The sequence below is a fragment of the Casimicrobium huifangae genome, assembly GCF_009746125.1.
In the GTDB taxonomy this organism is placed as follows: domain Bacteria; phylum Pseudomonadota; class Gammaproteobacteria; order Burkholderiales; family Casimicrobiaceae; genus Casimicrobium; species Casimicrobium huifangae.
Window position 1 is genome coordinate 4353691 of record NZ_CP041352.1, and the last position, 25018, is coordinate 4378708.

Below are 25018 nucleotides of genomic sequence, written 5' to 3' on the forward strand. Positions count from 1 at the left end.
ATCAGACCGCGGCTGCGCCGCTGACGATCTCGGAGAGTTCTTTGGTAATGGCGGCCTGGCGTGCCTTGTTGTAGCTAAGCTGCAGCTCGGCGATCACATTTTTGGCATTGTCCGACGCGGCTTTCATCGCCACCATGCGCGCCGACTGCTCGGACGCCATGTTCTCGGCAACGGCCTGATACACGAGGGCTTCCACGTAGCGGACCAGCAATTCGTCAACGACGGTTTGCGCATCCGGTTCGTAGATGTAGTCCCAGCTGTAGGCGCGCTTCTCTTCGGCGCTCTGCTCGAGCTTGTCGGACGTAAGCGGCAGCAGTTGCTGCACCACGGCTTCCTGCTTCATGGTGTTGATGAACCGGGTGTATGCCAGATACACCGAATCCACTTCACCCTTTTCGTAGGCGTCGAGCTGCACCTTGACGGCGCCGATCAGCTTTTCGAGATGCGGCGTGTCACCCAGACCGATCACGTGCGACACCAGCGTGGCACCCATGCGGTTCATGAAACCGAAGCCCTTGTTGCCGATCGCCGTGACTTGCACCTTGTTGCCGGCCGCTTCCAGTTCCTTGAGCTTGGCGACCACCGCGCGAAGGATGTTGGTGTTGAGACCGCCGCACAAGCCCTTGTCGGTCGTCACCACGATCATGCCGGCCTTGCTGCTGCCGCTGCGCTTGATCAGGAACGGATGACGGTACTCGGGATTGGCCTCGGACATGTGCGCCGCGATGTTGCGCACCTTGTCGGCGTACGGACGAGCCGCACGCATCCGCTCCTGCGCCTTGCGCATCTTGGATGCGGCGACCATTTCCATCGCCTTGGTGATCTTGCGCGTGTTTTGCACGCTCTTGATCTTGGTTCTAATCTCTTTTGAGCCAGCCATTTTTTGCTTTCGCTGTTTTTACTTGGCGGGAGGATTAGTAGGAACCGTTGGCTTTGAAGTCTTTCACCGCAGCATGCAGCGCGGCTTCGTCGTCTTTCGAGAGATCCTTGGTGTCTTCGATGCGCTTGGTCAGGTCGGCGTACTTGGTCGCCATGTACTTGTGCAGCGCCTTCTCGGCAGCCAGTGCCTTGGCAACAGGCACGTCGTCGAAGTAGCCATTGTTGACGCCGAACAGCGTGAACGCCATTTCCGATACCGACAGCGGGGCGTATTGCGCCTGCTTCATGAGTTCGGTCACCAGACGGCCGCGCTCCAGCTGCTTGCGGGTCGCTTCGTCGAGGTCGGATGCGAACTGTGCGAAGGCCGCGAGTTCGCGGTATTGCGCGAGCGCGAGGCGCACGCCACCGCCAAGCTTCTTGATGATCTTGGTTTGAGCAGCACCGCCGACGCGAGACACCGAAATGCCGGCGTTGATCGCGGGACGGATACCGGCGTTGAACAGATCGGTCTCAAGGAAAATCTGGCCGTCGGTAATCGAGATCACGTTGGTCGGAACGAATGCCGACACGTCGCCGGCTTGCGTTTCGATGACCGGCAGCGCGGTCAGCGAGCCGGTCTTGCCCTTGACGGCGCCCTTGGTGAACTTCTCGACGTAATCTTCATTTACGCGAGCGGCGCGCTCGAGCAGGCGGCTGTGCAGATAGAACACGTCGCCCGGGAACGCTTCGCGGCCCGGCGGACGGCGCAACAGCAGCGAGATCTGACGATAGGCCACGGCCTGTTTCGACAGATCGTCATAGACGATCAGCGAATCTTCACCACGATCACGGAAGTATTCGCCCATCGTGCAGCCGGCGTAAGCCGACAGGTACTGCATCGCGGGAGAGTCCGACGCCGAGGCAGCGACCACGATCGTGTAGGCCATGGCGCCAGCTTCTTCGAGCTTGCGCACCACGTTGACGATGGTGGAGGCCTTTTGACCGATCGCGACGTAAACGCAGATCAGGTCCTTGCCCTTCTGGTTGATGATGGCGTCGATTGCGACGGCGGTCTTGCCGGTCTGACGGTCCCCAATGATCAGTTCGCGCTGACCGCGGCCGACCGGCACCATCGAGTCGATCGACTTGAGGCCCGTTTGCACCGGCTGCGACACCGATTTACGTGCGATCACGCCCGGCGCGACCTTTTCGATCACGTCGGTTTCTTTCGCATTGATGGGGCCCTTGCCGTCGACCGGCTCGCCGAGCGCGTTGACCACGCGACCGATCAGTTCGCGACCGACCGGCACCGACAGAATGCGACCCGTCGACTTGACGACGTCGCCTTCGGTGATGTGCTCGTAGGCACCCAGCACCACGGCGCCAACCGAGTCACGCTCGAGGTTCAGCGCGAGGCCGAAGGTGTTGCCTGGGAATTCGAGCATTTCGCCCTGCATCACGTCGGCAAGACCATGCACGCGGCAGATACCGTCGGTCACCGAGACCACCGTGCCCTGGGTCCGCACTTCGCTGCCAACATCGAGGTTCGCGATCTTGGCCTTAATCAGTTCGCTGATTTCAGAAGGATTCAAATTCATTGCTTACTCCAGCACGGAGGTCTGTTCTTTTGGTGGTTACGCCTTGATCTGGCGTGACATCTTGTTGAGTTGGCCGACGACGCTGCGATCAATCACCTGATCGCCGACGAGGATGCGGGCGCCACCGAGCAGGCTGGCGTCAACTTCTTCGACCGTCTCGATCTGGCGACCGTAACGCTTGGCGAGTGCGCCCTTGAGCTCATCGCGCTGCTGATCGGTCAGCGGAAAGGCCGACACGATGGTGGCGCGGGCCACGTTGTCGTTGTCGCGTTTCAGCGCCTGGAAGTGCTCGTTGATCTGCGGCAGCAGTTTGACGCGATCAGCCTCAAGCAGCACTTTGACGAACTGCGTGGTGCCGGCATCGAGCTTGTCGCCGAGCACCGTGGTGAATAGCGACTGCTTTTGCGTGGACGAGAGCTTCGGGTTGTCGACGGCGCCAGCGACCTTCGGGTCGGCGACGACGGCAGCCAGCAGGCTCATCGTCTCGGCCCACTTCGGCAGCGCGCCGCCGTCGCGGGCGAGCGCGAACGCGGCCTCGGCGTACGGGCGGGCGATGGTCGCGAGTTCAGCCATGGTTACAGCTCAGCCTTGAGTTGCGCCAGCAGATCGGAGTGGACCTGCGGATTGATTTCGCGCTTGAGGATGCGCTGCGCACCCGCCACCGCGAGATCAGCCACGCGGTCGCGCAGCTCTTCTTTGGCCTTGACCGACAGCTGCGCGATTTCGTCTGCAGCCATCTGCTTTTCACGCTCGCCGGCGGCCTTGGCGTCGGCTTTCGACGCTTCGATCGTCACGTTGCGCTGCTTTTCAGCCTGCGCGACGATGTCAGCCGCCTTGGCCTTGGCCTCCGCGATGAGCTTGTCGACTTCTTTCTGCGCAATGGCGAGCGAGGCTTTGCCTTTCTCGGCTTCGGCCAGACCATCAGCGATCTGGCGGCGGCGGCCTTCTACAGCGTCTGCCAGTGGCGGCAGCACAAACTTGTAGACGACAAACAGAAAGATGAAAAAGCCGATGCCTTGCAGCAGGAGTGTCATGCCGAGATTCATGCGGCGACTCCGTTCAAAAAGTTTGAGTGGCCGTGATTACTTGACGTTGAGAACGGCGTTCAGCAGCGGGTTGTTGGTCGCGAGGAACATCGCGATACCGACACCGATAATGAACGACGCGTCGATCAGGCCGAGCAGCAGGAACACTTTGCCTTGCAGTTGCGGGATCAGTTCCGGCTGGCGGGCGGCCGATTCCAGGAACTTCGAGCACATCACGCCCACACCGATACAGGCGCCGAGCGCGCCGAGGCCGATGATGATGCCGACGGCGATGGCGGTGTAGCCCTGAACCGAGGCCAGCACCATCATTTTTTGGATGACTTCCATTTTGTTTCCTTTCAGTAAGTAGTAGTAAGTAGCTAAGTGAAAACCGTTAGTGCGGCGCTGACGATACCTTAGTGGTGTTCGTGCGCCATTGCCAGATACACACCCGTCAGCATCATGAAGATGAACGCCTGCAGGGGCACAACAAGAATGTGGAAGATGGCCCAGCCCGCGTGCAGCAGGGCGCCGCCGATCACGCCGCCGATACCGGCCGCGGCGAGCAGCGAGATGAGCAGGAAGATCACTTCGCCGGCGTACATGTTGCCGAACAGACGCAGCGCGAGCGACAGCGGCTTCGACAGCAGCTCAATCATCTGGAACAGGAAGTTGATCGGGAACAGCACGATCTTGGCGATGATGTTGCCACCATGGAACGGCGTCATCGTCAGCTCATGGATATAGCCACCGAGGCCCTTGGCCTTGACGCTCTCGACCATCACCAGCAGGATGACGGAGAGCGAGATGGCGAGCGTGGTGTTGAGGTCAGCAGTCGGCACAGGCTTCCAGTTATGCAGGTGCAGCACGTGCTCGGTGAACCAGGCAATGGCGTCCACCGGCAGGAACTTGACCGAGTTCATCACCAGAATCCAGACGAACACCGTGAAAGCGACGGCAACGATCCAGCGGCGGTTGCCGTGGAACATGTCTTTCACCTGACCGTCGACGAAGTCGTACAGCAGCTCGAAGAAAGCTTGCGCTTTGCCCGGAACGCCATCCTGTTTGACACCGCGCGAAAGCACAAACAGCAGACCAAACACGATGGCGCCGAGCCCCCAGCCCATGATGACCGAGTCAAGGTTGATCTGATTGCCACCAAACGTCCCCTGCAGGTTGGTCAGGTGGTGCTGGATGTATTCGGTCGGCGTGAGAACCGCGGAGCTGGCTTCAGACATGGCAGGGTGCAGTCAGGTCAGTATTGAGCAGGTTGAAGTAAGGCCGAAGCCGGACGTCTTGTTTCTTATTGTTTGCCGGCACCGGTGAGCAGAGTTGCCCGCCACGCCAGCAAAGTCACCAAAAATGTCGCGAACATTGCTGGCACAACCAGCGCATCGTAGAACTTGAGAATTACACCGAGCTGAATGGCAATAAACACAAGCTTTACGAGTTCCGCCCGAAGCAGAGGCCAGAGCCCGGCACCGTTCGAGTGGCGTAAACCAAAGTTGGCCACGAACACAAAGATCAGCGAGGCGAAGACGTTAGTCAGCCCGCCCAGTGTGGCGGAGACGGCTCCATGCTCCCCCGAGATGAATCCTGCGATCACAGCGAATCCGACCGTGATCCCGAGCTGCAGATACAGCATCCGGGTGATGGTCGGGTTTTGCAGACTGATGTCGTTCAACATGCGGCTGGACGATACGGGGGTTCCATGAAGGCCGCCGCGACAACGCTGCGACGACCGCTTCCTGTAGTTTCCTGTTGCCAGCGGCAGTTGCCTGACGCCAATCGAACAAAGCCCACAATTATAGTCAGTTAGAAGACTTTTGTGCAACGCACAAACGGTCATTATTGACCGTCAAGCGGCACAGCACAGGCAACATCTTTCTGGCGAAACGCCCATTTAATCTGGGCGCGTAGCCAGAAACAATCATAAGTCGATAATTAGCTTTTTAGGCGCTACGCCCACAGCGAATGGGGGTTACAGCAAAAAAGCTGCTCAGTTCCAGTGATGCGGCAGGCGGACCAACCCGAGCTCGCGCGAGTCGCCGGCGACCGTGAAGTCGCGTTCCACGGTGTCGTAGACGCGCATGCCTTCCGGGTCGAGCGCGTGAGCGCGCAGACGGTACGCGCCCGGCAGCAAGCGCCAATCGGAGAAAGTGAGCGCAAACTCAAAGTTGCCTGCAGCGGTTTCGTTCAGCACCGCGCCGTCGATTTCACTGGTGGTACCGTAGACCGGCGTGCCGTCAATGCGCACCACGCCCAGCGCCACATGTGGCCGCCGACCGTCGCGGCTTTTGAGGCTGCCATGCAGGCTGAGGCCGTCCGCATCGCAGCGTTCGATGGAGAGATCAGTCACCGCGTATTGCCCCAGCGCAGCGGAATCCACTGCCGCCGCGTCAGTCTTGGCGTCGGCCTGCTTTGCCTCGTGAAACGCCTGATAAGCGATCGCCACCTCGTGGCTGGCGCCGATCATGCGCAGGCGGCCGTGGTCGAGCCACACTGCGCGCTGTGTCAGTTTTTTGACGTGATACAGCGAATGCGAGACCAGCAGCAGCGTGCCGCCGTCCGCGAGGTAACGCTCCATCCACGCAATGCATTTGTTCTGGAAGGACTCATCACCGACCGCGAGCACTTCGTCGGTGATCAGCAGGTCGGGCTTCAGCGCCGTCACCAGCGCGAAGCCCAGCCGCACCACCATACCGCTCGAATAGGTCTTGATCGGCGCGTCGATGTGCTCGCCGATGTCAGCGAAGGCGATGATCTCGTCGAGTCGGGCGTCGAACGCCGCGCCGGTCAGCCCCTGCAGCGCAGCGGCGAGTTTGAGATTTTCGCGGCCGGTGTATTCGGGATGAAAGCCGGCGCCGAGCTCGAGCAGTGCGCCCACAGAGCCCACGCGGTCAGCGCGACCGGTCGTCGGTTGCAACACGCCGGCGATGATCTTCAGCAGCGTTGATTTGCCGGCGCCGTTTTCGCCCACCAGCGCCAGCGATTCGCCGCGACGCACCGTGAAATCGATGTCGGCAAGCGCGACGAAGCCGTCCGTCGCCGGCCGCGCCAGCAGCAGCCGCGCCAGTGCGGCCACGCCAGCCCCGTGACGCCCGATGCGCGGGTAGACCTTGCCAACGTGATGGATGCCGAGCAGGACTTCACTCATAGGTAGTCATCCACATGCGGCGCCACGCGGCGGAAGAAGGCGTAACCCAGCAGCGCGACGAGCGCAGCGCCCGCCAGCAACCACGCGTCCGCCAATGCAGGGCCTGCGCCCGCGAGGTAGGTGTCATGCAGGCGCGCAATCGCATGCGTGAACGGATTGGCGAGCACCGCGTCGCGCCATGCCGCCGGGATCGAATCCAGTCCGTACTGGATGCCGCAGACGAACGACAGCAGCATGAACAGCGGCCCCAGCATGCCTTCGACGTCACGCACCAGAACCTGCGCCGTCGAGACGACCCACGCCAGACCGATCGCCGTGAGACCAAGCGCGAACCAAGTGGGCAGCGAGAACAAAATGCCGCTGAGGTGCACCGAAAAGCCGAGCAGCTTAAACAGCAGCACAATCACCGTCAGCGCCAGCCAGTTCAGCGCGAAGGTCACCAGCACCACCGACAGCGGCACCCACGCCCGCGGCAACGCCGTCTTGGTAATCAGCGCAGACTGCGAAATCAGCGCAGTGGCACTGCGGGTAACGCTCTCGGCAAACGCCAGCCAGGGCCACAGCCCGACGGCGAGGTAGGCAACAAAACTGTCGCCGTACTTTGCCGGCACCGGCGAGCGCATGAACAGCCCGAACACCAGCGCATAGACGCCCAGCGTCAACAGCGGCTGCGCCAGCCACCACACCGGCGACAGCACGCCGCCAAGAAAGCGATTCTTCAGCTCGCGTTCAACGAGGGCGCGGAAGAGGGGGTTCATCTGCGTCAAGGACGAATGACCAATGACGAATGACGAAAATGAACCGGCATCACGCTGTCTCCAGCACCCGCAGCACTTCATCTGCCAACGCCCGATTCGCTGCAGCGACGATGGTGCCGTCGCTCGCCAGCGTCAGCGGCTGGCCAGACCAGTCGAGGCAGACGCCGCCGGCCTCTTCGATCGGGTTGATGAGCGCGGCGAAGTCCACCGTCTTCAAACCCATCTCGACCACAAGATCAACGTGCCCCGAGGCAATCAGCGCGTAGTTGTAGCAATCGCCGCCGTAGTAAACGCCCTTGCAGGCCCGCTTCAGCCGCTCGAACGCGGCAGCACCGGCGCCGGTGAACTGGTCTGGCGTCGTCACCAGCACGATAGTCTCGGCGAGCGGTTTCACCTGCGCGTTCGCGCGCACAGGCTGCCCGTTGAACCACGACCCCGTGCCCTTGACACCAGCCCAGCGTTCCTGCGTGATTGGCTGATCGATCACGCCCACCACCGGCACGCCGCAGTGCGTGAGCGCGATCAATGAGCCAAACTGCGGTTTGCCGCAAGTAAAGGCCTTGGTGCCGTCGATTGGGTCGATCACCCATACCCATTCAGCGCCGAGGTTGACGCTGTCGTGCTCCTCGCCGAGGATGCCGTGCGCCGGGTAGACAGCCGCAATCTCGTCGCGCAGCCGCTGTTCAATGGCCATGTCGGCCAGTGTCACCGGTGTGGCGTCCGGCTTGTCGATCGTGCCCAGGGTGGCGGCGTCGGAACGGAAGTAGTGCCGGGCAATGGGCCGCGCCAGCTCGGCAAGGCGTTCGGCAAAGGCCTTGAACTCGGAAAGGTCATTCATATCGACTATGATTTTCGTTGATTTGGGGCGCAGCGCGCCATGACGATTGACCAATGACGAATGACGCAAGTCATTTCTCACTGATCGTCACTCGTCCTTCGTCTTTCGTCATTTCCTGAAAGGAATACTCATGACCATCAAGATTGGTGACTCGCTCCCCGCCGGCACTCTGGTTGAATCGATCGGCTACGACGACGGCAAGAACTGCCCGATGCCGCCGCAGCCGGTGGACATTGCGGCCCTCTGCGCCGGCAAGAAAGTGGTCATCTTCGGCCTGCCGGGCGCGTTCACGCCCACCTGCTCGGGCTCGCATGTGCCGGGCTACCTGAAGAATTTTGACGCGTTGAAAGCGAAAGGCGTCGACGCCATCGTCTGCATGGCGGTTAACGACGGTTTCGTGATGGGCGCCTGGGGCCGCTCGCAGAACGTCGGCGACAAGATCCGCATGCTGGGCGACGGCTCCGCCGCCTTCACCAAGGCACTCGGCCTCGAACTCGACCTTACCGCCAAGGGCATGGGTGTGCGCTGCCAGCGCTTCTCGCTGCTGGTCGAAAATGGTGTTGTGAAGCAGGTCAACGTCGAAGGCGTCGGCCCAGCCAACTGCTCCTTTGCGGAGAACATGCTGGCGCAGCTCGGCTAGGCCACGAGTCACCCGCAAGGCCCGGCACGCGCCAGCGTCCCGGGCTTTTTTCATATTTAGTTCTGGACAAGGCTTTAATCTAGGCTTTTGGTTCGTTACATCCTTTGCAATTCACGAACATCCGAGTGCCTAACAATTCTTCAAGTGATGATTGATCTACCCAGTGAACGCGCCAAGGCACGCATGAGCTGTTGCTCGCCGCAGCGGAAAGCCGTACGCTGGATTTCAAGCGCATTGGCAAAGGGCAGGCCACGCGAATGATGGAAACCGTCTGCGCCTTTGCCAACACCGACGGCGGCATCATCGCTATTGGCATCGGCGATGCGAAAGACCTGAAACCTGGGGCACCGCCGAGTGCACGGCTTTTCGGCATCGAGGAAAACCCTGAAGCGTTTGACGATTTGCAGCGCGAAATCATGACGCGCTTTGAGCCCGCGATGGGCGGGCTGCGCTGGCTGCGCGTGCCTTGCACGTTGCACAATGGGCAACCGGGCCATATCGTGATGCTGCGCGTGGAGAAGAGCGACAAAGTGCACTCCATCGTGGGCAAGGGCACATGGACGCGCATGGATGCCAGCAACCGCGAGATGAGCGCCAGCGAGATTGGCGAGCTGCAGTACCAGCGCGGCACGCGCAGCGCCACCAGCGAGCCGATCGCCGTGGATTTGCGGCTGCTCGATACGCCCGCGTGGCGACTGTTTTTGCAGGGGCGCGGCTCATTGACCGGCAGCTTCGCCGAGCAACTGTTCAAGATCGGTTTGGCCAAAGAGGTGGGCGGCGAAATGGTTCCGCTGCGTGCAGCGGTGCTGCTTTTTGCAGAAGAACCAGGCAGCCTGCTCGCGGTGCACGACGCGCGGGCCGATGTGCGGGTGATGGTGTATGACGGCAAGGCGGTGCTCACCGGCGCCACACCAAACTTTCGCAAGCCACCGAGAACGGTGCGCGGCCCGCTTATCGAGCAGATCGACGCGACGGTGGCACTGGTGCTCAACGAGATTGCACAGGGCGTCACGTTGTCTGGCAGTGGTTTTCGTGCCAAACACGCCTACCCGGAGCGGGTGGTGAAGGAGGCGGTTGTGAATGCCATCCTGCACCGCGACTATCGGCTGAATCGCGACATCTTCGTGCGCATCTTTGACGATCGTATTGAGGTGGAAAGCCCCGGCGTGTTCCCCGGCAACATTACCCCCGCCACCATTGGCCGCGCCGGAAGCAAGGCGCGCAACCCCTTGCTCGCGAAAAACCTGCGCGAGTTTCCGCTGCCGCCGAACATTGATGCGGGTGAGGGCGTAAAGATGATGTTCACCGAAATGGACGCTGCCGCGCTCTATCCACCTCAATACAGCGTGAGCACTGACGTGGCGGTCGAAACTGTGACGCTGACACTGCTGAACGAGGAACGCCCGGCGGCCTGGGCTCAGGTGAGCGACTGGATTGACCGCAATGGCCCGATTGCCAACCGGCATTTGCGTGACATTGCGGGCGTGGACACGCTGGAGGCGTCACGCATGCTGCGCAATTGGGTGGCGCAACGCCTACTGGTGGCGCTACCAGCGGCATCGCGCCAGCAGGCGCGTTATACCAAACCACAAAAGCCGCCGACCGAGCCCGATTCATTATCAAACACGGTTGATAATGAATCGGGGAATTCTGAAAAGTCTTTGTAAAACAATTGGTTGCGATGCGGTTCATTATCCTGCCGGGGGCATGTTACGGCGGTAACATGCCCGCGACCTGAGCGACTACCGACCGCATGACGCGCATGCATGGTCGGCGGCGGGCTGGCAGCGTTAGTCATTATTGGCTCCGAAAAATAATGAATTCTCGCCTGGCCGATTCGTTCGATAAATCAAATAGTTAGCGCGCTACTCATTATCGAAATGCTGGGTACAAACACAGTCATCTGGTCACTCGAGAAGGACTCGGTGCCGCTGCATGGGGTGGGTGACGCCGGTTTGCTCGCGCAGCCTTTGACCGCTTTTTTTGCGTCCCGCCGTTGCCCCGGCACGGCAATCCGGGCGGGCACCGACTGGGCGCTGGCGCGAGCACGTGCGGGGCGCGCGGTGGTGAGCGGCTTTCACTCGCCGCTGGAGCAATCGGTGTTGACGCTGCTATTGCAAGCCCGGTGCCCGGTGGTGGCGGTGATTGCACGCCCTCTGGCGAACGCGCGCCTTGGCGCCGGGTTCGATAGCGCGTGGCAGGCTGCTCTGGCGGAACAACGCATGGCGGTGGTGACATCACACACTGCCAGCCAGCGCCTGACCGAAACCCTCGCTGTAGAGCGCAACGACTTGGCCGCGCTGTTGGCAACGCGCATTGTCATTGCCCACGCCGAACCCGGCGGCACACTGGATGCGGCGCAAGCGCGCTGGCAGGCAGCCGGCAGCGCCGTTGAGTTGCTGACCACGCCTGCCGGATAATCAGCCGACCTACCAGAGACACCCCATGCACAACACACCCGCCGCCGACGCCCCGCCGATTTCGCTGCCGACCGACAAGGAGGTGGCGCTGCGGGTGATCCCGATGCCCGCCGACGCCAACGCCAACGGTGACATCTTTGGCGGCTGGATCATGTCGCAGGTGGACCTGGCGGGCAGCATTCCGGCGGTGCGCCGCGCCAAGGGCCGTATTGCCACGGTGGCGGTGAACCAGTTCATCTTCAAGCAGCCGGTGCAGATTGGCGACGTGGTGAGCTTCTACGCGTCGGTCAAGCGCGTGGGCCGCACCTCAGTGACGGTGGACGTGGAGGTGTATTCCGAGCGCAATCGCGGCACCACGGTCGTGAAAGTGACGGAAGCCGAGTTGACCTACGTGGCGATCGGTGCCGACCGCAAGCCGCGCGAGCTGCCCCCGGATAGTGCAACCGTGCTGGTGTAGCGCTGCTGATCGTCGCTGATTGCGATACCAGACGGCTCACGTCACAGCACCCGCCAGCACAACCGCCGCAAACCGGGCTTCGCCCCCTAGCCTTCGAATCGTCCTTTTCAACAGGAGATTCGCATGTTCTTCTTTCTTCGTGCACTGCGGGCGCTGCTCGTCAGCGCAGCGCTGCTGGGCGCAGCTGCCGCCTGCGCTACTGCACCACAAACCCTTGCCGCCCTTGCACCGTCACTCGCCGTCGGTGACATTGTGTTCACCCGCATTCCGTTTGCGCCGTTCACCAAAATCACTGAGGTCACTGGCGGCTGGGCTAATCATGTTGGTGTCGTGATCGACATTTCGGGCGACGAGCCACTGATTGCGGAAAGCAAGGTGCCGCTGTCAAAGATCACGCCGCTGTCGTCCTTCGTGCGGCGCTCGGATCATGGCCGCGTTGCCATGTTGCGACCAGCTACGCCGCTGAGCAGCGCACAGCAGGCACGTTTGCGCGTGGCCGTGGATGCCCGGTTGGGCCGCTTCTACGACACCGGGTTCAACCTCAGCTCCTCGCGGCAGTTCTGCTCGCGCTTTGTGCGCGAGGTGCTCGCTGAAGCCACCGGAACGGTCTATGGCGACGAGCAGCGCTTCGCAGACTTGCTTGCAAGCAATCCGCAGGCGGATCAGCGCTTCTGGCAGCTCTGGTTCTTCGGCAACATTCCCTGGCAGCGCATTACCGTGACGCCGGAATCGATGCGTCGTGATCCACGCCTGCATGCGGTCTTCGACGGTCTGGTTCTATGATTGGCCGTCGCGCCAATACGACGTGAGGCTTGAGGAAGCAAAATGCGCAGAAACCAGTGTGTGGGGCAAACAATCGCAATGCTCGTGGCGGGTTCGTTACTGGCTGCGGCGCACGCCGAAGACGTGAAGATCCCGGCGCCGCATATCGGCGAAGAGAAGACGCTGCGCGCACAGTGGTTCAAGCCATCGGCCGACGAGGCCACTGGCGCGGCGGCGATCCTGCTGCATGGCTGCGGTGGTCTCGGCGCCAATCGCAAGCTCAATGCGCGGCACGCGGCGGCGAAGGATTGGCTGCTGGAGCGTGGCATTGCCGTGGTATTCCCGGAAAGCTTCACCTCGCGCCGTTTTGAAGAAGTCTGCACGGTCAAAATGCAGGCCCGCACCATCCGCCAGATTGATCGCGTCGAGGACGTGATAGCGGCGCATCGCTGGCTGCGCGAACGGCCCGGCGTGGACGCGAAGAAGATCGTGCTCTGGGGCTGGTCGCACGGCGGCTCAACGGTGCTCAACACCATCACCCATAAATCCGCGACGCTTGATCGCCAGTCGGCTCCGGGTGACTTCAGCGACGACGTGAAGTTCGTCGAAGCGATTGCCTTCTATCCGGGCTGTTCGCCCTTTGCCAAAGACAACGCCCCGGCGAAGATTTCATCGCCGCTCACCATCCTGATGGGTGATGCCGACGACTGGACGCCGGCGCCGCCGTGCAGCGCATTCGCCGCGCGACTAAAGAACAACGAGCAGCCGGTCAGCATCACGCTCTACCCCGGTGCGTATCACGACTTCGACAACCCCGCCGGCAAGCTGCGCGTGCGCAGCGAAGTGCCCAACGGCGTCAATAAGGACAAGGGCGTCACCGTCGGCCCCGACCCGAAAGCGCGTGAGGATGCAATGGCGAAGATTGATGCACTGCTGCGCAAGCGCGGGCTCGCGCGCACGGTGACGTCGTCGTAATTGTTGATTGTTGACGCAGGAGAAGCATCAACTTTTCGCCGAAAGCCCATCTACGTTGGGCTTGGCGGCCGAAAGTCACGCAAGTCGACTTTGCCAAAAATGTGCCGTCAAGCCCCATGTAGATCCGGCTTAGCACATATTGTTATATGCCGCTGCCAAGTTTCTTGCGCACGATCTCGTTGACCTGTGCCGGGTTCGCCTTGCCCTGGCTCGCCTTCATGACCATGCCGACGATGCTCATGAGTGCCTTTTCCTTGCCGGCCTTGAAGTCGGCAATCTGTGCGGCGCTTTTCGCCAGCACCTCATCGACGATTTTTTCGATGGCGCCGCTGTCGCTGATTTGGCGCAGGCCCTTCGCGTCGATGATGGCATCAACACTCGCTCCGTCACCTGACCACAGCGCCTCGAACACTGTCTTGGCTATCTTGTGGCTGATGGTTCCGTCGCTGATGCGGGCGACAAGGTTCGACAGACGCACGGCGTTAACCGGCGACTGCTCAATGGTCTTCTCTTCACGATTCAACGCAGCCGCAACCTCGCCAAGCATCCAGTTGGCCACCAGCTTGGCATCCGCGCCGGCCTTGACCGCAGTCTCGAAGAAACTGGCGGTCGCACCGTCCTGTGAAAGCAGCGTCGCGTCGTATTTCGACAGGCCGTACTCGCGGATGAAGCGATCGCACTTGGCCGCGGGCAGCTCGGGCAGCGCGGCCTTGATGCGCGCGAGGTCCTCGTCGCTGACGACCAGTGGCGGCAGGTCGGGGTCAGGGAAGTAGCGATAGTCCATCGCGTCTTCCTTGGTGCGCATCGCGCGCGTCTCGCCGGTGTCCGGGTTGAACAGCACCGTGGCCTGCACGATCTTCTTGCCGTCCTCGATCTGCTCGATCTGCCAACGCACCTCGTAGTCGATGGCCTGCTGCATGAACTTGAAGCTGTTCAGGTTCTTGATTTCGCGGCGGGTGCCGAACTCCTGCTGGCCGATCGGGCGCACCGAGACGTTGACGTCGCACCGGAACGAGCCTTCCTGCATGTTGCCGTCGCAGATGTCGAGATAGCGCACGAGGTTGTGCAGCGTGCGCGCGTAGGCGATCGCCTCTTTGGCCGAGCGCATCACCGGCTCGGTCACGATCTCGAGCAGCGGCGTACCGGCGCGGTTGAGGTCAACCCCGGACTGGCCGTCGAACAAATCATGCACGCTCTTGCCGGCGTCTTCCTCGAGGTGGGCGCGGGTGAGCTCGATGAACTTGGTAGCGCCGTCGTCGAGCGTGATGGTGAGGCCACCGCCCTGCACGATCGGCGTCTCGAATTGCGAGATCTGATAGCCCTTCGGCAGGTCAGGGTAGAAGTAATTCTTGCGCGCCATGATCGAGCGCTGATTGATCTTCGCGCCGATGGCGAGGCCGAACTTCACAGCGCGCTCGACAGCACCACGGTTCATGACCGGCAAGGCGCCGGGCATGGCGAGGCCTACGACTCCAACCTGGGTGTTCGGCGCCGCACCAAAGGCGGTGCTGCAACCACAAAAAATCTTCGACGCCGTGGTCAACTGCACGTGCGTTTCAAGACCGATGACGATTTCCCACTGTGCCATGTTCGTGCTCAGATGGACGGATGGCGCTTGTGCCAGTCCGTCGCCAGTTGAAACTGATGCGCCGCGTTCAACATGCGCGCCTCGTCGAGATAGTTGCCGATGACGTGCATGCCCACGTGCTGACCGTTGTCGTCGGTGCCGCACGGATGGCTCATCGCCGGCTGTCCCGTAAGGTTGGCACAGATGGTGAAGATGTCGTTGAGGTACATCTTGACCGGATCATCGCTCTTGGCGCCGAACTGGAACGCGCTCTCGGGTGCCGTCGGGCCCATCACCAGGTCGCACACCTCGTAGGCGCGCTTGAAGTCCTCGGCGATCAGCCGGCGCAGCTTGCCGGCCTGCAGGTAGTAGGCGTCGTAGTAGCCGTGCGACAGCACATAGGTGCCGATCAGGATGCGGCGCTTCACCTCGGCGCCGAAGCCTTCGGCGCGGCTCTTCTTGTACATGTCGAGCAGGTCGTCGTACTGTTCGGCACGATGGCCGAAGCGCACGCCTTCGTAACGCGACAGATTGCTCGAGGCCTCAGCCGGGGCCACGACATAGTACGCGGGCACCGAGTACTTGACGTTGGGCAGCGAGATTTCGACCGTCGTCGCGCCGAGCTTGCGGTAGACGTCGAGCGCGGCGTCCACGGCCTTGGCAATATCGGGTGCCACGCCTTCGCCGAAGAATTCCTTGGGCAGGCCGATGCGCAGGCCGGCGAGCGGCTTGGCGAGATCGCGACTGTAGTCCTCGCGCGGGCGGTCGAGCGAAGTCGCATCATGCGGATCAAAACCGGCCATCGCGTTGAGCAGCAGCGCGCAGTCTTCGGCGGTCTGGGCGAACGGGCCGGCCTGGTCAAGCGAGGACGCGAAGGCGATGATGCCGAAGCGCGAGCACACGCCGTAAGTCGGCTTGAGGCCCGTGAGATTGCAGAACATTGCCGGCTGCCGGATCGAGCCGCCGGTGTCGGTGCCGGTCGAGGCCGGGGCGAGGCCCGCCGCAACCGCCGCTGCCGACCCCCCCGACGAGCCACCCGGCACGCGCGACAGGTCCCAGGGGTTCTTGACAGTACCGAAGTACGAGGTCTCGTTGGACGAGCCCATCGCGAACTCGTCCATGTTGAGCTTGCCGAGCGTGACCATGCCGGCCGCAGCCATGTTGGCGACAACGGTCGAGGTGTAGGGCGCGACGAAGTTCTCCAGCATGCGCGAGCCGCAAGTGGTGCGCCAGCCGTCGATCAGGTAAATGTCCTTGTGCGCAATCGGCACGCCAAGCAGGGGCGCAGTATCCCCGGACGTACGACGGGCGTCGGCCACCTTTGCCTCGGCCAGCGTCTTCTCGCGGTCAAGGGTGATGTAGGCGTTGAGCGTCGGATTCAGTACATCGGCGCGGGCCAGGTAGTGTTCGGCGAGTTCGACGGCACTGACCTTCTTTTCATCGAGGGCTCGCTTGGTCTCGGCAACAGTGGCAAAGGTGTTCCAGCTCATTACTCGATCACCCTGGGTACGAGGTAATAGCCGTCTGCAGCAGCCGGCGCGTTCTTCTGAAACTTGTCGCGCTGATTCACTTCGGTGACGACGTCGTCGCGCAGGCGCAGCACCATGTCGAGCCCGTGCGACATCGGCTCAACGCCGTGCGTATTGACGGACTGCATCTCGTCGATCAGTTTGAAGATGCCGGTGAGCTTGGCCTGCACGTCGGCCACGTCGACGGGGGTCACGGCAATGCGCGCGAGATGCGCGATCCGCTCAATGTCCTGGGTGGTGAGACTCATGTCGGAGGAGTCGCCCCGGTCCGGAGGCGCCTGAAACCCGCTTGAATCGGGACGGCAGGCCGTTTGGCGCAGGGTCGAATATCTGTTTGTTTAAGTCTGGTAGGGTAACATATCGGGCTAAGCAATGTAGGCCCTACCGTCGCCGGAAAGGGCTTGCAGTCGATGTTTCCGGGGGATTTCGTTTACTGGCCTGAGTGCGATTCGCGCGTCAGGCCGAAATGCCTTGTGCCGCGCGCGACTGTGGTCGCGTCTGCTGCGCCTGGCCCAACAAGAGTGTCCGCAGACCCAAGTCATGTTCAAGTTTCTAAGCAGTTATCTTTCCACCGACATCGCCATTGATCTTGGCACAGCGAACACGCTGATTTACGTACGCGGCAAGGGCATCGTCCTCGATGAGCCCTCCGTTGTCGCGATCCGCCAGGAAGGCGGTCCCAACGGCAAGCGCGTTATTCAGGACGTCGGTCTCTCGGCCAAACAGATGCTGGGCCGCACGCCGGGCAACATCACGGCCATCCGCCCGATGAAAGACGGCGTGATCGCCGACTTCAACGTGACCGAGCAGATGCTGAAGCAGTTCATCCGCAAGGTGCTCGACAGCAAGATGTTCAGCCCGAGTCCGCGCATCATCATCTGCGTGCCCTGCGGCTCGACCCAGGTTGAACGTCGCGCGATCCGCGAGTCGGCGCTCGGTGCCGGCGCGTCCAAGGTGTTCCTGATTGAGGAGCCGATGGCGGCCGCGATCGGTGCCGACTTGCCAATCTCCGACGCGACCGGCTCGATGGTGGTAGACATCGGCGGCGGCACTACCGAGGTTGGCGTGATCTCGCTGGGCGGTATGGTTTACGCTGGTTCAGTACGCGTTGGCGGCGACAAGTTCGATGAAGCGATCATCAACTACATCCGCCGCAACTACGGCATGCTGATCGGCGAGACGACCGCCGAGACGATCAAGAAGACGATCGGCTCCGCGTTCCCCGGCAGCGAAGTGCGCGACATGGAGATCAAGGGCCGCAACCTCGCCGAAGGCATCCCGCGCGCGTTCACCGTGTCGTCCAACGAGATTCTCGAAGCCCTGACCGATCCGCTCAACGCGATCGTCAGCGCCGTCAAGCAGGCGCTTGAGCGCACGCCGCCTGAACTCGGTGCTGACATCGCCGAAAAGGGCATGGTGCTGACCGGCGGCGGCGCGCTGCTGCGCGACCTCGACCGTCTGCTGATGGAAGAAACCGGCCTGCCCGTGGTAGTGGCAGAAGACCCGCTCACCTGTGTGGTGCGCGGCTGTGGCAAGGCGCTCGAAAACATCGATCGCCTGTCTTCCATTTTCACCACCGACTGAGGTCTCTACGCGTGATGTTTGGCCACCCGCGCTTTGACAGAGCAAGCGTAGGTGGGCGACTCACGCCTGTTTTTCTGCAGGCAGTATGCAAGGCCGCGTAACCTCGTTGCCCTCCGAGCCGCCGCGCTTTTTCAAGCGCGGTCCGAGCCCGATCGCGCGGCTCACATTCTTCGGCGTAATTTCGCTTGCGTTGATGTTCATCGATGCACGTTTCAAGACGCTGGAAACGGTACGCATGGCCATTGCCACCGTCGTGTACCCGGTGCAACAGGCCGCGCTGATACCTGGGCAGATTGCCACGAGTATTGGAGAATTCTTCGACACCCGCGCCGAGTTGCGTGAGGAAAACACCCGGCTCAAGGCCGATCTGCTGCAGGCGTCGCTCGCACAGCAGGCCCACGTCGCCGCCAGGCAGGAGTCGGAGCGCCTGCAAAAGCTGCTGCTGATGTCACAGGCGGCGAACATCAAGGCACAGGCCAGTCGGGTCGTTTATCTCGGGCGCGACCCGTTTTCGCAGAAGGCATTCGTCGAACGGCAAGTCACCCAGACGTTCGAACCGGGCTCGGCAGTCGTTGATGAGCGGGGCCTTCTCGGGCAGTTGACCCGGGTTCATCCGCTGTTTGCTGAAATCACCCTGATCACCGAGAAGGATTTCGCGGTGCCGGTGAAGGTCGAGCGCACCGGCAACCGGGCCCTGCTGTACGGCCGTGGCCCCGGGCTCTCGCCCGAGCTCAGTTACGTTGCCAGCAATGTCGATGTCAAGGAGGGTGACATATTGCTCACCTCAAGCATCGACGGCCTCTATCCCGCCAACATTCGCGTCGCAACCATCGCCAGCGTGCAGCGCTCGGCGGAAAACCCGTTTGCCGTGATCAAGTGCACGCCAACCGCTGGTCTGCTCAGTGCTGACGCAGTGCTGGTCCTCGACAAACCGGCCGCACCACCGCCGCGCCCTGCCGCAGATGTCGCCAAAGAAGCGCCCAGCAAAAAACGCCGATGAGCTTCCTGCACCTGCCCGATTCTCCACTGTTCAAGATCGCCAAGCCGGAGGACATCCTGCTGGCGCCAAAGCCGTGGTTCGTCGCGCTGACGCTGGCGCTGGCCTTCACCGCCAACCTGCTGCCGTTATCCGGATTTGCGCTGGCAATGCGCCCCGACTTTTTCGCCCTGGTGCTGCTGTACTGGGCAATTCACCAGCCCCGCTGGATCGGGGTGGGCGTTGCCTGGGCTTGCGGCTTGCTGACCGATGTCGTAGAAGCCAATCTGTTTGGCCAGCATGCGCTGGCATATGCAATTCTTGGTTTTGCCGCTGGATATTTTCATCGCCGGGTATTGCGCTTCCCGCTCTGGCAGCAGGCGCTGCATGTGCTTGGGCTGCTGCTGATCGCGCAGGCTGTCGTGCTGGTGCTGCGCTTGATGAGCGGCGCGTCGCTGCCGAGTGCAGCACTGGTACTGGGCAGCTTCAGCAGCGCGCTGATCTGGCCAATCATTTCCGCATTGCTGCAGTGGCCGCAGCGTGTGCGCTCCCTGCTCGATTGAGACCAACAAGTCATGGCTGCCGAACTACGCAACTATGATCAGGAAGTCTTCTGGTACCAGCGCCGGCTGACACTGGCCGCAATCCTTGTGGTGCTGTGCTTCCTCGGATTGCTGGGCCGTTTCTTCTACCTGCAGGTGGTGCAGTATCGCCATTTCGCGACACTCGCCGAGGCCAATCGCATTGATGTGCAGCCCGAGGCGCCGAATCGCGGCATCATTACTGACCGCAATGGGCTGGTGCTGGCGTCCAACTATTCGGCCTATACGCTCGAACTCAACCCCCAGAAGATCGCCGACGTTGACGCGGCCATCGACGAGGTGGGCAAGATCGTTGAAATCTCGGCGCGCGACCGTCGCCGCTTCAAACGGCTCTACGAAGAATTCCGTACCAATGACAGTTTGCCGCTGAAGTCGCGGCTAAGTGATGAAGAGGTAGCGCGCGTCGCGGCCAACCGCTTCCGTCTGCCAGGCATTGAGATCAAGGCGCGGCTGTTCCGCCAATACCCGTTTGGCGAAGTTGCCTCGCACGTGATTGGCTACATCGGACGCATCAGTCAGGGTGAGAAAGAACGCATCGAGGCGGCCGGGCTGACCGCCAACTACAAGGGCTCCGACTACATCGGCAAGGTGGGCATCGAGCTTTCCTACGAGAAAGAACTGCACGGCACGGCCGGCGCCACTGAAGTCGAGGTGGATGCCTCACGGCGCGTGGTTCGCACGCTGTCGCGCAAGCCTTCGCTGACGGGCAACAATCTGCAGCTGTCACTCGACATCAGGCTGCAGAAGATTGCTGAGGATGCCTTTGGCAGCAAGCGCGGCGCCCTGGTCGCCATCGAGCCGGCAACGGGCGATGTGCTCGCCTTCGTCAGCAAGCCGGGTTACGACCCCAACCTGTTTGTCGATGGCATCGACCCGCAAAACTGGGAGGCACTCAACACCTCCGAGGACAAGCCTTTGCTCAACCGGCCCTTGCGCGGAGCGTACCCGCCCGGTTCGACCTACAAGCCGTTCATGGCGCTGATGGCGCAGGAGCTTGGCATACGGACAGCGCAACAGGCGATCAGCGACCCCGGCTTCTTCCGGCTTGGCGGCGGCTATTGGCGCGATGACAAGGTGGGTGGTCACGGCGCCGTTGATCTGGTGAAGTCGATCGCGGTGTCCTGCGATACCTACTACTACCAGGTCGCTGCCGAGGCCGACATCGACGAGTGGGCGAAATTCATGAAGCCCTTCGGTTTCGGCCAGAAGACCGGCATCGATATTGACGGCGAGTTGCCCGGCATCCTGCCAACGCGCGAATGGAAGGCGAAGCGCTTCCCGAAAGATCCGAAGCTGCACGTCGGCGATCAGGTTTCACTGGGCATCGGGCAGGGTTTCAATACCTTCACGCCGCTGCAGATGGCCTACGCCACCGCAATCCTTGCCAATCGCGGGGTGGCGTTCAAGCCGCATCTGGTGAAGCGGGTGCAGGACGCACGTACCGGCGAATCACGACTGACGCAGCCGGCCCCCTCCTACAGCATTCCACTCAAGGAGGCCCATGTCGACGCCGTTCTGCGCGGCCTCGCGGGTGTGGTGAAAGAGGGTACTGGTCGCACCGCGTTTCTGAATGCCAAATACACCAGCGGCGGCAAAACTGGCACAGCTCAGGTGTTTGGTCTGCGCGGCGGCGAATACAAAGCCTCCCAGATTGCGGAGCGACTGCGCGATCACGCCTGGTATATCGCGCTGGCACCGCTCGAAAAGCCGACAATCGCCCTGGTGGCTTTCGTTGAAAACGGCGGCTTTGGCGCGGAGGCAGCGGCGCCGATCGCGCGCAAGGTGATGGACGCCTACTTTGACGCATCGCTGCTGGAGGCGGCGCTGAAGCGCAACGTCGATCGCAGCGAACAAGTGGCGGCAGCCGCACAGGCAGCGGAAGTGAGGCGTGCACGATGATGCAGCAACTGTGGTCCAAGTTGACTGATCATCTGGACCCCTTTCTATTCGCCATCGTTACCGCCATCGCGGCACTCGGTCTGCTGGTGCTGTTCAGCGCTGCCAACGAGACGATGGGGCGGGTCATTTCGCAATCACAGAAGGTGGTGATCGCGGTGGCCATCATGATTGTGATTGCCAATCTATCGCCGCAATTCATCGCGCGTTTTGCGGTGCCGCTGTACACCATTGGCATCGTGCTGCTGTTGGGCGTTGCCGTTGGCGGCGAAGTGGTGAAGGGCGCCCGTCGCTGGTTGAAAATCCCCGGCGTCGGCAACATCCAGCCGTCGGAGATCATGAAGATTGCCTTGCCACTGATTCTCGCGTGGTACTTCGAGCGGCACGAAGGCAGCATGAACTGGCGCAACTTTGTGGTGGCCGCTTTGCTGGTAGCGCTGCCATTCGGTCTGGTGGTGCGTCAACCCGATCTGGGTACCGCGCTGCTGATCGGCGCATCCGGCTTTTTTGTGCTCTATCTGGCCGGTCTCGACTGGCGCATCATCGTCGGTGGCGCGCTGGTCGGTGGGCTCACGTTTTGGGGCGCGTGGGAGTTCAACTGGCTGCACGACTACCAGAAGGAACGTATCCTGACCGTGTTCAACCCCCAGCAGGACGCCCAGGACGCAGGTTGGCACACCACGCAGGCGGCGATCGCCATCGGCTCCGGCGGACTGCTCGGCAAGGGCTGGCTCAATGGCACGCAAACCCATCTGGAGTTTTTGCCGGAGAAGCACACCGACTTCATCTTCGCGGTGTATGGCGAAGAGTTCGGCCTGCTCGGCTGCGCGGTTCTGGTGTTGCTTTACCTGCTGATGATCGGCCGCTGCTTCCTGATCGCGGCCAACGCGTCCACCTTGTTCGGACGCCTGATGGCCGGCTCAATGACGCTGATGTTCTTCACCTATGCCTTCGTCAACATGGGCATGGTGACCGGCATGCTCCCCGTCGTCGGCGTACCATTGCCGTTCATGAGCTTCGGTGGCACGGCGCTGATGACATTGTTTATCGCAGTCGGTATCCTGATGAGTGTGCAAACCCATCGCAAGCTGGTGAATTCTTGACTCGCCATCGCGTCCTCATCGGCCTCGTCACTGGCGCGTTTGGCGCCGCCCTGTTGCTGGGACTGGGCGGCTGCGCCAGCAAGTCGCCTCCACGTGCCACCACTGGCGCCAGCAAACCGTCAACACCTTCCGGAACCCGACCGGGTGCCTACTACAAGGACGACGGCCCGGCAGCAAACCTGCCCGCAGACATTGACCGGATTCCCGATGCCGAACCGCGCGCGGAGCCCCTGCATCGCTTCGCCAATCGCCCCTACAACGTTTTCGGTGTTGACTACACGCCGCTGACAGCGCTGACTCCCCTTCGGCAACGCGGCGTTGCCTCGTGGTACGGCCGCAAGTTTCACGGGCAGAAGACCGCCATCGGCGAGGTCTACGACATGTTTGCGATGACCGCTGCGCATCCGACCGCGCCTTTGCCGAGCTACGCACGCGTCAGCAACCCGCGCAGCGGGCGCAGCGTGATCGTACGCATCAATGATCGCGGGCCGTTTCATCCGGGCCGTGTCGTTGATTTGTCCTACGCAGCGGCGCACCGCCTGGGTATCGCCCAGGGCGGCAGCGGCGAAGTTGACTTTGAGCTGTTGCTGCCGCCGTTTTCAGCGTCAGCGACATCAGCGGTGGCGATCAAGCCAGCCACTCCGGTCGAACCATCGCCGCCGTCAGAGCCCGCACCAATTGCAACCGGCCCAGCAGCCGCGGTGGCCGGTGAAGCTTTTTACGTGCAACTTGGCGCGTTTGGAAACTTTGCCAACGCTCAGGTGTTCCAACAGCGAATGAGCGCTGAACTCGCCACCACTCCCCGCGTACAGCAGATCGATGCGTTGTTCCGCGTCCGCCTCGGCCCCTTTGACAGCCGCGAAGCCGCTGTCATCGCACGTGACCGTGCGCAGGGCATACTCGCCACCTCTCTCCCCATCATCAGCGGCAGCGTCCGATGACATCAAGATTCGCCCGTCTCCTCGCGCTCGCTGCGCTTTTTGTCGCCAGCAACACGCACGCCCAATTGACCATCGACATCGTTGGCGTCGGTGCCCAGCAGATTCCCGTCGCCGTGGCCGGCTTCGCGGGCGCCGACCCCAACGCACAGCAAATGTCATCGGTCATTGAAGCCGATCTCGGCCGCAGCGGCCTGATCAAGACCGTCAACAGCAATGGCTTGCCGCGCAGCGCCGAGCTTGCCGCTGTACCGTTCGCCGATCTCAAGGCGCGAGGCGCGGACGCTGCTGTCATCGGGTCCGTGCAGCCGACCGGCAATGGCCAGTACAGCGTGAGCTTCCGGCTGGTTGATGTGCCCAAGCAGTCGCAGTTGACCGGCCTGGTGTTTGTGGTCGCCAGCAAGGATCTGCGTGCCACCGCCCACCGCATCGCCGATATCGTCTATGAGCAGTTGACCGGCGAGAAAGGCGTGTTCAGCACGCGGCTTGCCTATGTGTCGAAGTCGCCCGGCCGCTTTCAGTTGATCGTCTCCGACAGTGATGGCGCCAATTCGGTGGCCGTGGTCAATTCCACCGAGCCGATCATCTCGCCCGCGTGGTCGCCTGATGGCGGCCGGCTTGCCTATGTGTCGTTCGAAGGCCGCAAGCCGAGTGTTTACGTGCAAAACGTGGCCAATGGCGAACGCGCCCTGCTGGTACGCGCGTCCGGCAACCAGTCGGCACCGGCGTGGTCACCCGATGGTGGTCGTATCGTGTTCGCGTCGTCACAAGCCGGTGGTACCCAGCTCTTTCTTGCCAATGCCGACGGCAGCAACCTGCGCCGCCTGACCAACAGCGGCGCCATCGATACCGCGCCGAACTGGGCACCGGATGGCCGCATCTACTTCATGAGTGACCGCGGCGGCACACCGCAGATCTATCGCATGTCGCCGGATGGCGGCAATGCCGAGCGCGTAACCTTCGAAGGCAGCTACAACGCCAATCCGCGCGTCGCCGCCGATGGCAAGAGCATGGTCTTCGTGCGCCGCGACGGCGGTCGCGAGATGTTGGCCGTGCAGGATTTCGCCTCGCGCCAGGTGCAATTGCTGACCCAGGGGCCGGTGGACGAGTCACCCTCGTTCGCGCCCAACGGCAAGCTGATCGCCTACGCCTCGGTGTATAACGGCAGGGGTGTGCTGGCCACGGTGTCGGCCGACGGTCGCGTCAAGCAGCGTCTGGGCGCGAGCAACGCCGATGTGCGCGAGCCGGCCTGGGGGCCGCTGCCACGATGATGGCAGGCCCGCACAACAATTTTCCGCAGCAAGCAGTTCGGTTCACCACGAATTACCTCGCCAT

General features: G+C 62.0%; 26 protein-coding genes. 13 read left to right on the forward strand and 13 right to left on the reverse strand.

The features are described from left to right. Position 1: 1 nt before the first annotated feature. The 10 genes from atpG to FKL89_RS19690 form a co-directional block, all read right to left on the reverse strand. The gene (gene atpG, locus FKL89_RS19645; protein WP_156864400.1) at positions 2-880 is read right to left on the reverse strand and encodes a F0F1 ATP synthase subunit gamma; all 879 of its coding nucleotides are present in this window, start codon (positions 878-880) and stop codon (positions 2-4) included. A 34-nt stretch (positions 881-914) separates the two neighbouring features. Next, entirely contained in the window at positions 915-2456 is a 1542-nt protein-coding gene (atpA, locus tag FKL89_RS19650; protein ID WP_156864401.1) for a F0F1 ATP synthase subunit alpha, read from the reverse strand. Positions 2457-2492: 36 nt separating this feature from the next. Further along, positions 2493-3029 (reverse strand): F0F1 ATP synthase subunit delta, encoded by a 537-nt coding sequence (locus FKL89_RS19655; protein ID WP_156864402.1) that lies wholly within the window; start codon positions 3027-3029, stop codon positions 2493-2495. Between the two features lie 2 nt (positions 3030-3031). After that, positions 3032-3502, reverse strand: coding sequence for a F0F1 ATP synthase subunit B (locus FKL89_RS19660; protein WP_156864403.1), 471 nt, complete (start codon positions 3500-3502; stop codon positions 3032-3034). A gap of 36 nt (positions 3503-3538) precedes the next feature. Further along, positions 3539-3811: a F0F1 ATP synthase subunit C gene (gene atpE / locus FKL89_RS19665; RefSeq protein ID WP_156864806.1), complete on the reverse strand. Its 273-nt coding sequence runs from the start codon at positions 3809-3811 to the stop codon at positions 3539-3541. Positions 3812-3897: 86 nt separating this feature from the next. Then, positions 3898-4719 (reverse strand): F0F1 ATP synthase subunit A, encoded by an 822-nt coding sequence (atpB, locus tag FKL89_RS19670; RefSeq protein ID WP_156864404.1) that lies wholly within the window; start codon positions 4717-4719, stop codon positions 3898-3900. 65 nt (positions 4720-4784) lie between these two features. Next, the gene (locus FKL89_RS19675; RefSeq protein ID WP_162527601.1) at positions 4785-5168 is read right to left on the reverse strand and encodes an ATP synthase subunit I; all 384 of its coding nucleotides are present in this window, start codon (positions 5166-5168) and stop codon (positions 4785-4787) included. Between the two features lie 312 nt (positions 5169-5480). Further along, positions 5481-6638: an ABC transporter ATP-binding protein gene (locus tag FKL89_RS19680; protein WP_156864406.1), complete on the reverse strand. Its 1158-nt coding sequence runs from the start codon at positions 6636-6638 to the stop codon at positions 5481-5483. Continuing rightward, positions 6635-7396, reverse strand: coding sequence for an ABC transporter permease (locus tag FKL89_RS19685; RefSeq protein WP_162527602.1), 762 nt, complete (start codon positions 7394-7396; stop codon positions 6635-6637). The genes FKL89_RS19680 and FKL89_RS19685 overlap by 4 nt, the downstream gene beginning before the upstream one ends. A 49-nt stretch (positions 7397-7445) precedes the next feature. Further along, the gene (locus tag FKL89_RS19690) at positions 7446-8234 is read right to left on the reverse strand and encodes an inositol monophosphatase family protein (RefSeq protein WP_156864408.1); all 789 of its coding nucleotides are present in this window, start codon (positions 8232-8234) and stop codon (positions 7446-7448) included. 130 nt (positions 8235-8364) lie between these two features. On the opposite strand from FKL89_RS19690, the gene FKL89_RS19695 reads away from it, so the two are divergent. The 6 genes from FKL89_RS19695 to FKL89_RS19720 all read left to right on the forward strand — a co-directional run bounded on the left by FKL89_RS19695 (position 8365) and on the right by FKL89_RS19720 (position 13488). Beyond that, positions 8365-8874 carry a peroxiredoxin gene (locus FKL89_RS19695; RefSeq protein WP_156864409.1) on the forward strand — a complete coding sequence of 170 codons (510 nt, stop codon included), beginning with the start codon at positions 8365-8367 and terminating at the stop codon, positions 8872-8874. A 191-nt stretch (positions 8875-9065) separates the two neighbouring features. Continuing rightward, a complete protein-coding gene (locus tag FKL89_RS19700; RefSeq protein ID WP_156864410.1) occupies positions 9066-10541 on the forward strand; it encodes an ATP-binding protein in 1476 nt (491 codons plus the stop codon). Positions 10542-10754: 213 nt separating this feature from the next. Next, on the forward strand, positions 10755-11294 hold the full coding sequence (locus tag FKL89_RS19705) for a DNA-processing protein DprA (RefSeq protein WP_156864411.1): 540 nt from the start codon (positions 10755-10757) through the stop codon (positions 11292-11294). Positions 11295-11319: 25 nt separating this feature from the next. Continuing rightward, the gene (locus tag FKL89_RS19710; RefSeq protein ID WP_156864412.1) at positions 11320-11751 is read left to right on the forward strand and encodes an acyl-CoA thioesterase; all 432 of its coding nucleotides are present in this window, start codon (positions 11320-11322) and stop codon (positions 11749-11751) included. Positions 11752-11874: 123 nt separating this feature from the next. Next, positions 11875-12534 carry a YebB family permuted papain-like enzyme gene (locus FKL89_RS19715; RefSeq protein WP_156864413.1) on the forward strand — a complete coding sequence of 220 codons (660 nt, stop codon included), beginning with the start codon at positions 11875-11877 and terminating at the stop codon, positions 12532-12534. 84 nt (positions 12535-12618) lie between these two features. Continuing rightward, on the forward strand, positions 12619-13488 hold the full coding sequence (locus FKL89_RS19720; RefSeq protein WP_162527603.1) for a dienelactone hydrolase family protein: 870 nt from the start codon (positions 12619-12621) through the stop codon (positions 13486-13488). 142 nt (positions 13489-13630) lie between these two features. Here the strand turns inward: FKL89_RS19720 and gatB are convergent, their stop codons facing one another. From gatB to gatC, 3 genes are read right to left on the reverse strand one after another with little or no spacing between them, the layout of a single operon-like run. Continuing rightward, positions 13631-15076 carry an Asp-tRNA(Asn)/Glu-tRNA(Gln) amidotransferase subunit GatB gene (gene gatB / locus FKL89_RS19725; protein ID WP_238363439.1) on the reverse strand — a complete coding sequence of 482 codons (1446 nt, stop codon included), beginning with the start codon at positions 15074-15076 and terminating at the stop codon, positions 13631-13633. An 8-nt stretch (positions 15077-15084) separates the two neighbouring features. Beyond that, positions 15085-16545 (reverse strand): Asp-tRNA(Asn)/Glu-tRNA(Gln) amidotransferase subunit GatA, encoded by a 1461-nt coding sequence (gatA, locus tag FKL89_RS19730; protein ID WP_156864415.1) that lies wholly within the window; start codon positions 16543-16545, stop codon positions 15085-15087. Further along, positions 16545-16832 carry an Asp-tRNA(Asn)/Glu-tRNA(Gln) amidotransferase subunit GatC gene (gene gatC / locus FKL89_RS19735; RefSeq protein WP_156864416.1) on the reverse strand — a complete coding sequence of 96 codons (288 nt, stop codon included), beginning with the start codon at positions 16830-16832 and terminating at the stop codon, positions 16545-16547. The genes gatA and gatC overlap by 1 nt, the downstream gene beginning before the upstream one ends. A gap of 292 nt (positions 16833-17124) precedes the next feature. Between gatC and FKL89_RS19740 the strand changes: the two genes are divergently transcribed. From FKL89_RS19740 to tolB, 7 genes are all read left to right on the forward strand, one after another. Next, positions 17125-18168, forward strand: a complete 1044-nt coding sequence (locus FKL89_RS19740; RefSeq protein ID WP_156864417.1) for a rod shape-determining protein — start codon at positions 17125-17127, stop codon at positions 18166-18168. An 85-nt stretch (positions 18169-18253) separates the two neighbouring features. Further along, positions 18254-19168, forward strand: a complete 915-nt coding sequence (gene mreC / locus FKL89_RS19745) for a rod shape-determining protein MreC (RefSeq protein WP_156864418.1) — start codon at positions 18254-18256, stop codon at positions 19166-19168. Next, complete coding sequence (mreD, locus tag FKL89_RS19750) at positions 19165-19707, forward strand: rod shape-determining protein MreD (RefSeq protein ID WP_156864419.1); 543 nt, start codon at positions 19165-19167, stop codon at positions 19705-19707. The genes mreC and mreD overlap by 4 nt, the downstream gene beginning before the upstream one ends. A gap of 12 nt (positions 19708-19719) precedes the next feature. Then, positions 19720-21645, forward strand: coding sequence for a penicillin-binding protein 2 (gene mrdA, locus FKL89_RS19755; protein WP_156864420.1), 1926 nt, complete (start codon positions 19720-19722; stop codon positions 21643-21645). Continuing rightward, the gene (gene rodA, locus FKL89_RS19760; RefSeq protein ID WP_156864421.1) at positions 21642-22745 is read left to right on the forward strand and encodes a rod shape-determining protein RodA; all 1104 of its coding nucleotides are present in this window, start codon (positions 21642-21644) and stop codon (positions 22743-22745) included. Before mrdA ends, rodA begins: the two co-directional genes overlap by 4 nt. Further along, a complete protein-coding gene (locus FKL89_RS19765; RefSeq protein ID WP_156864422.1) occupies positions 22742-23686 on the forward strand; it encodes a septal ring lytic transglycosylase RlpA family protein in 945 nt (314 codons plus the stop codon). Before rodA ends, FKL89_RS19765 begins: the two co-directional genes overlap by 4 nt. After that, the gene (tolB, locus tag FKL89_RS19770) at positions 23683-24954 is read left to right on the forward strand and encodes a Tol-Pal system beta propeller repeat protein TolB (protein WP_156864423.1); all 1272 of its coding nucleotides are present in this window, start codon (positions 23683-23685) and stop codon (positions 24952-24954) included. Before FKL89_RS19765 ends, tolB begins: the two co-directional genes overlap by 4 nt. Positions 24955-25018: the final 64 nt, after the last annotated feature.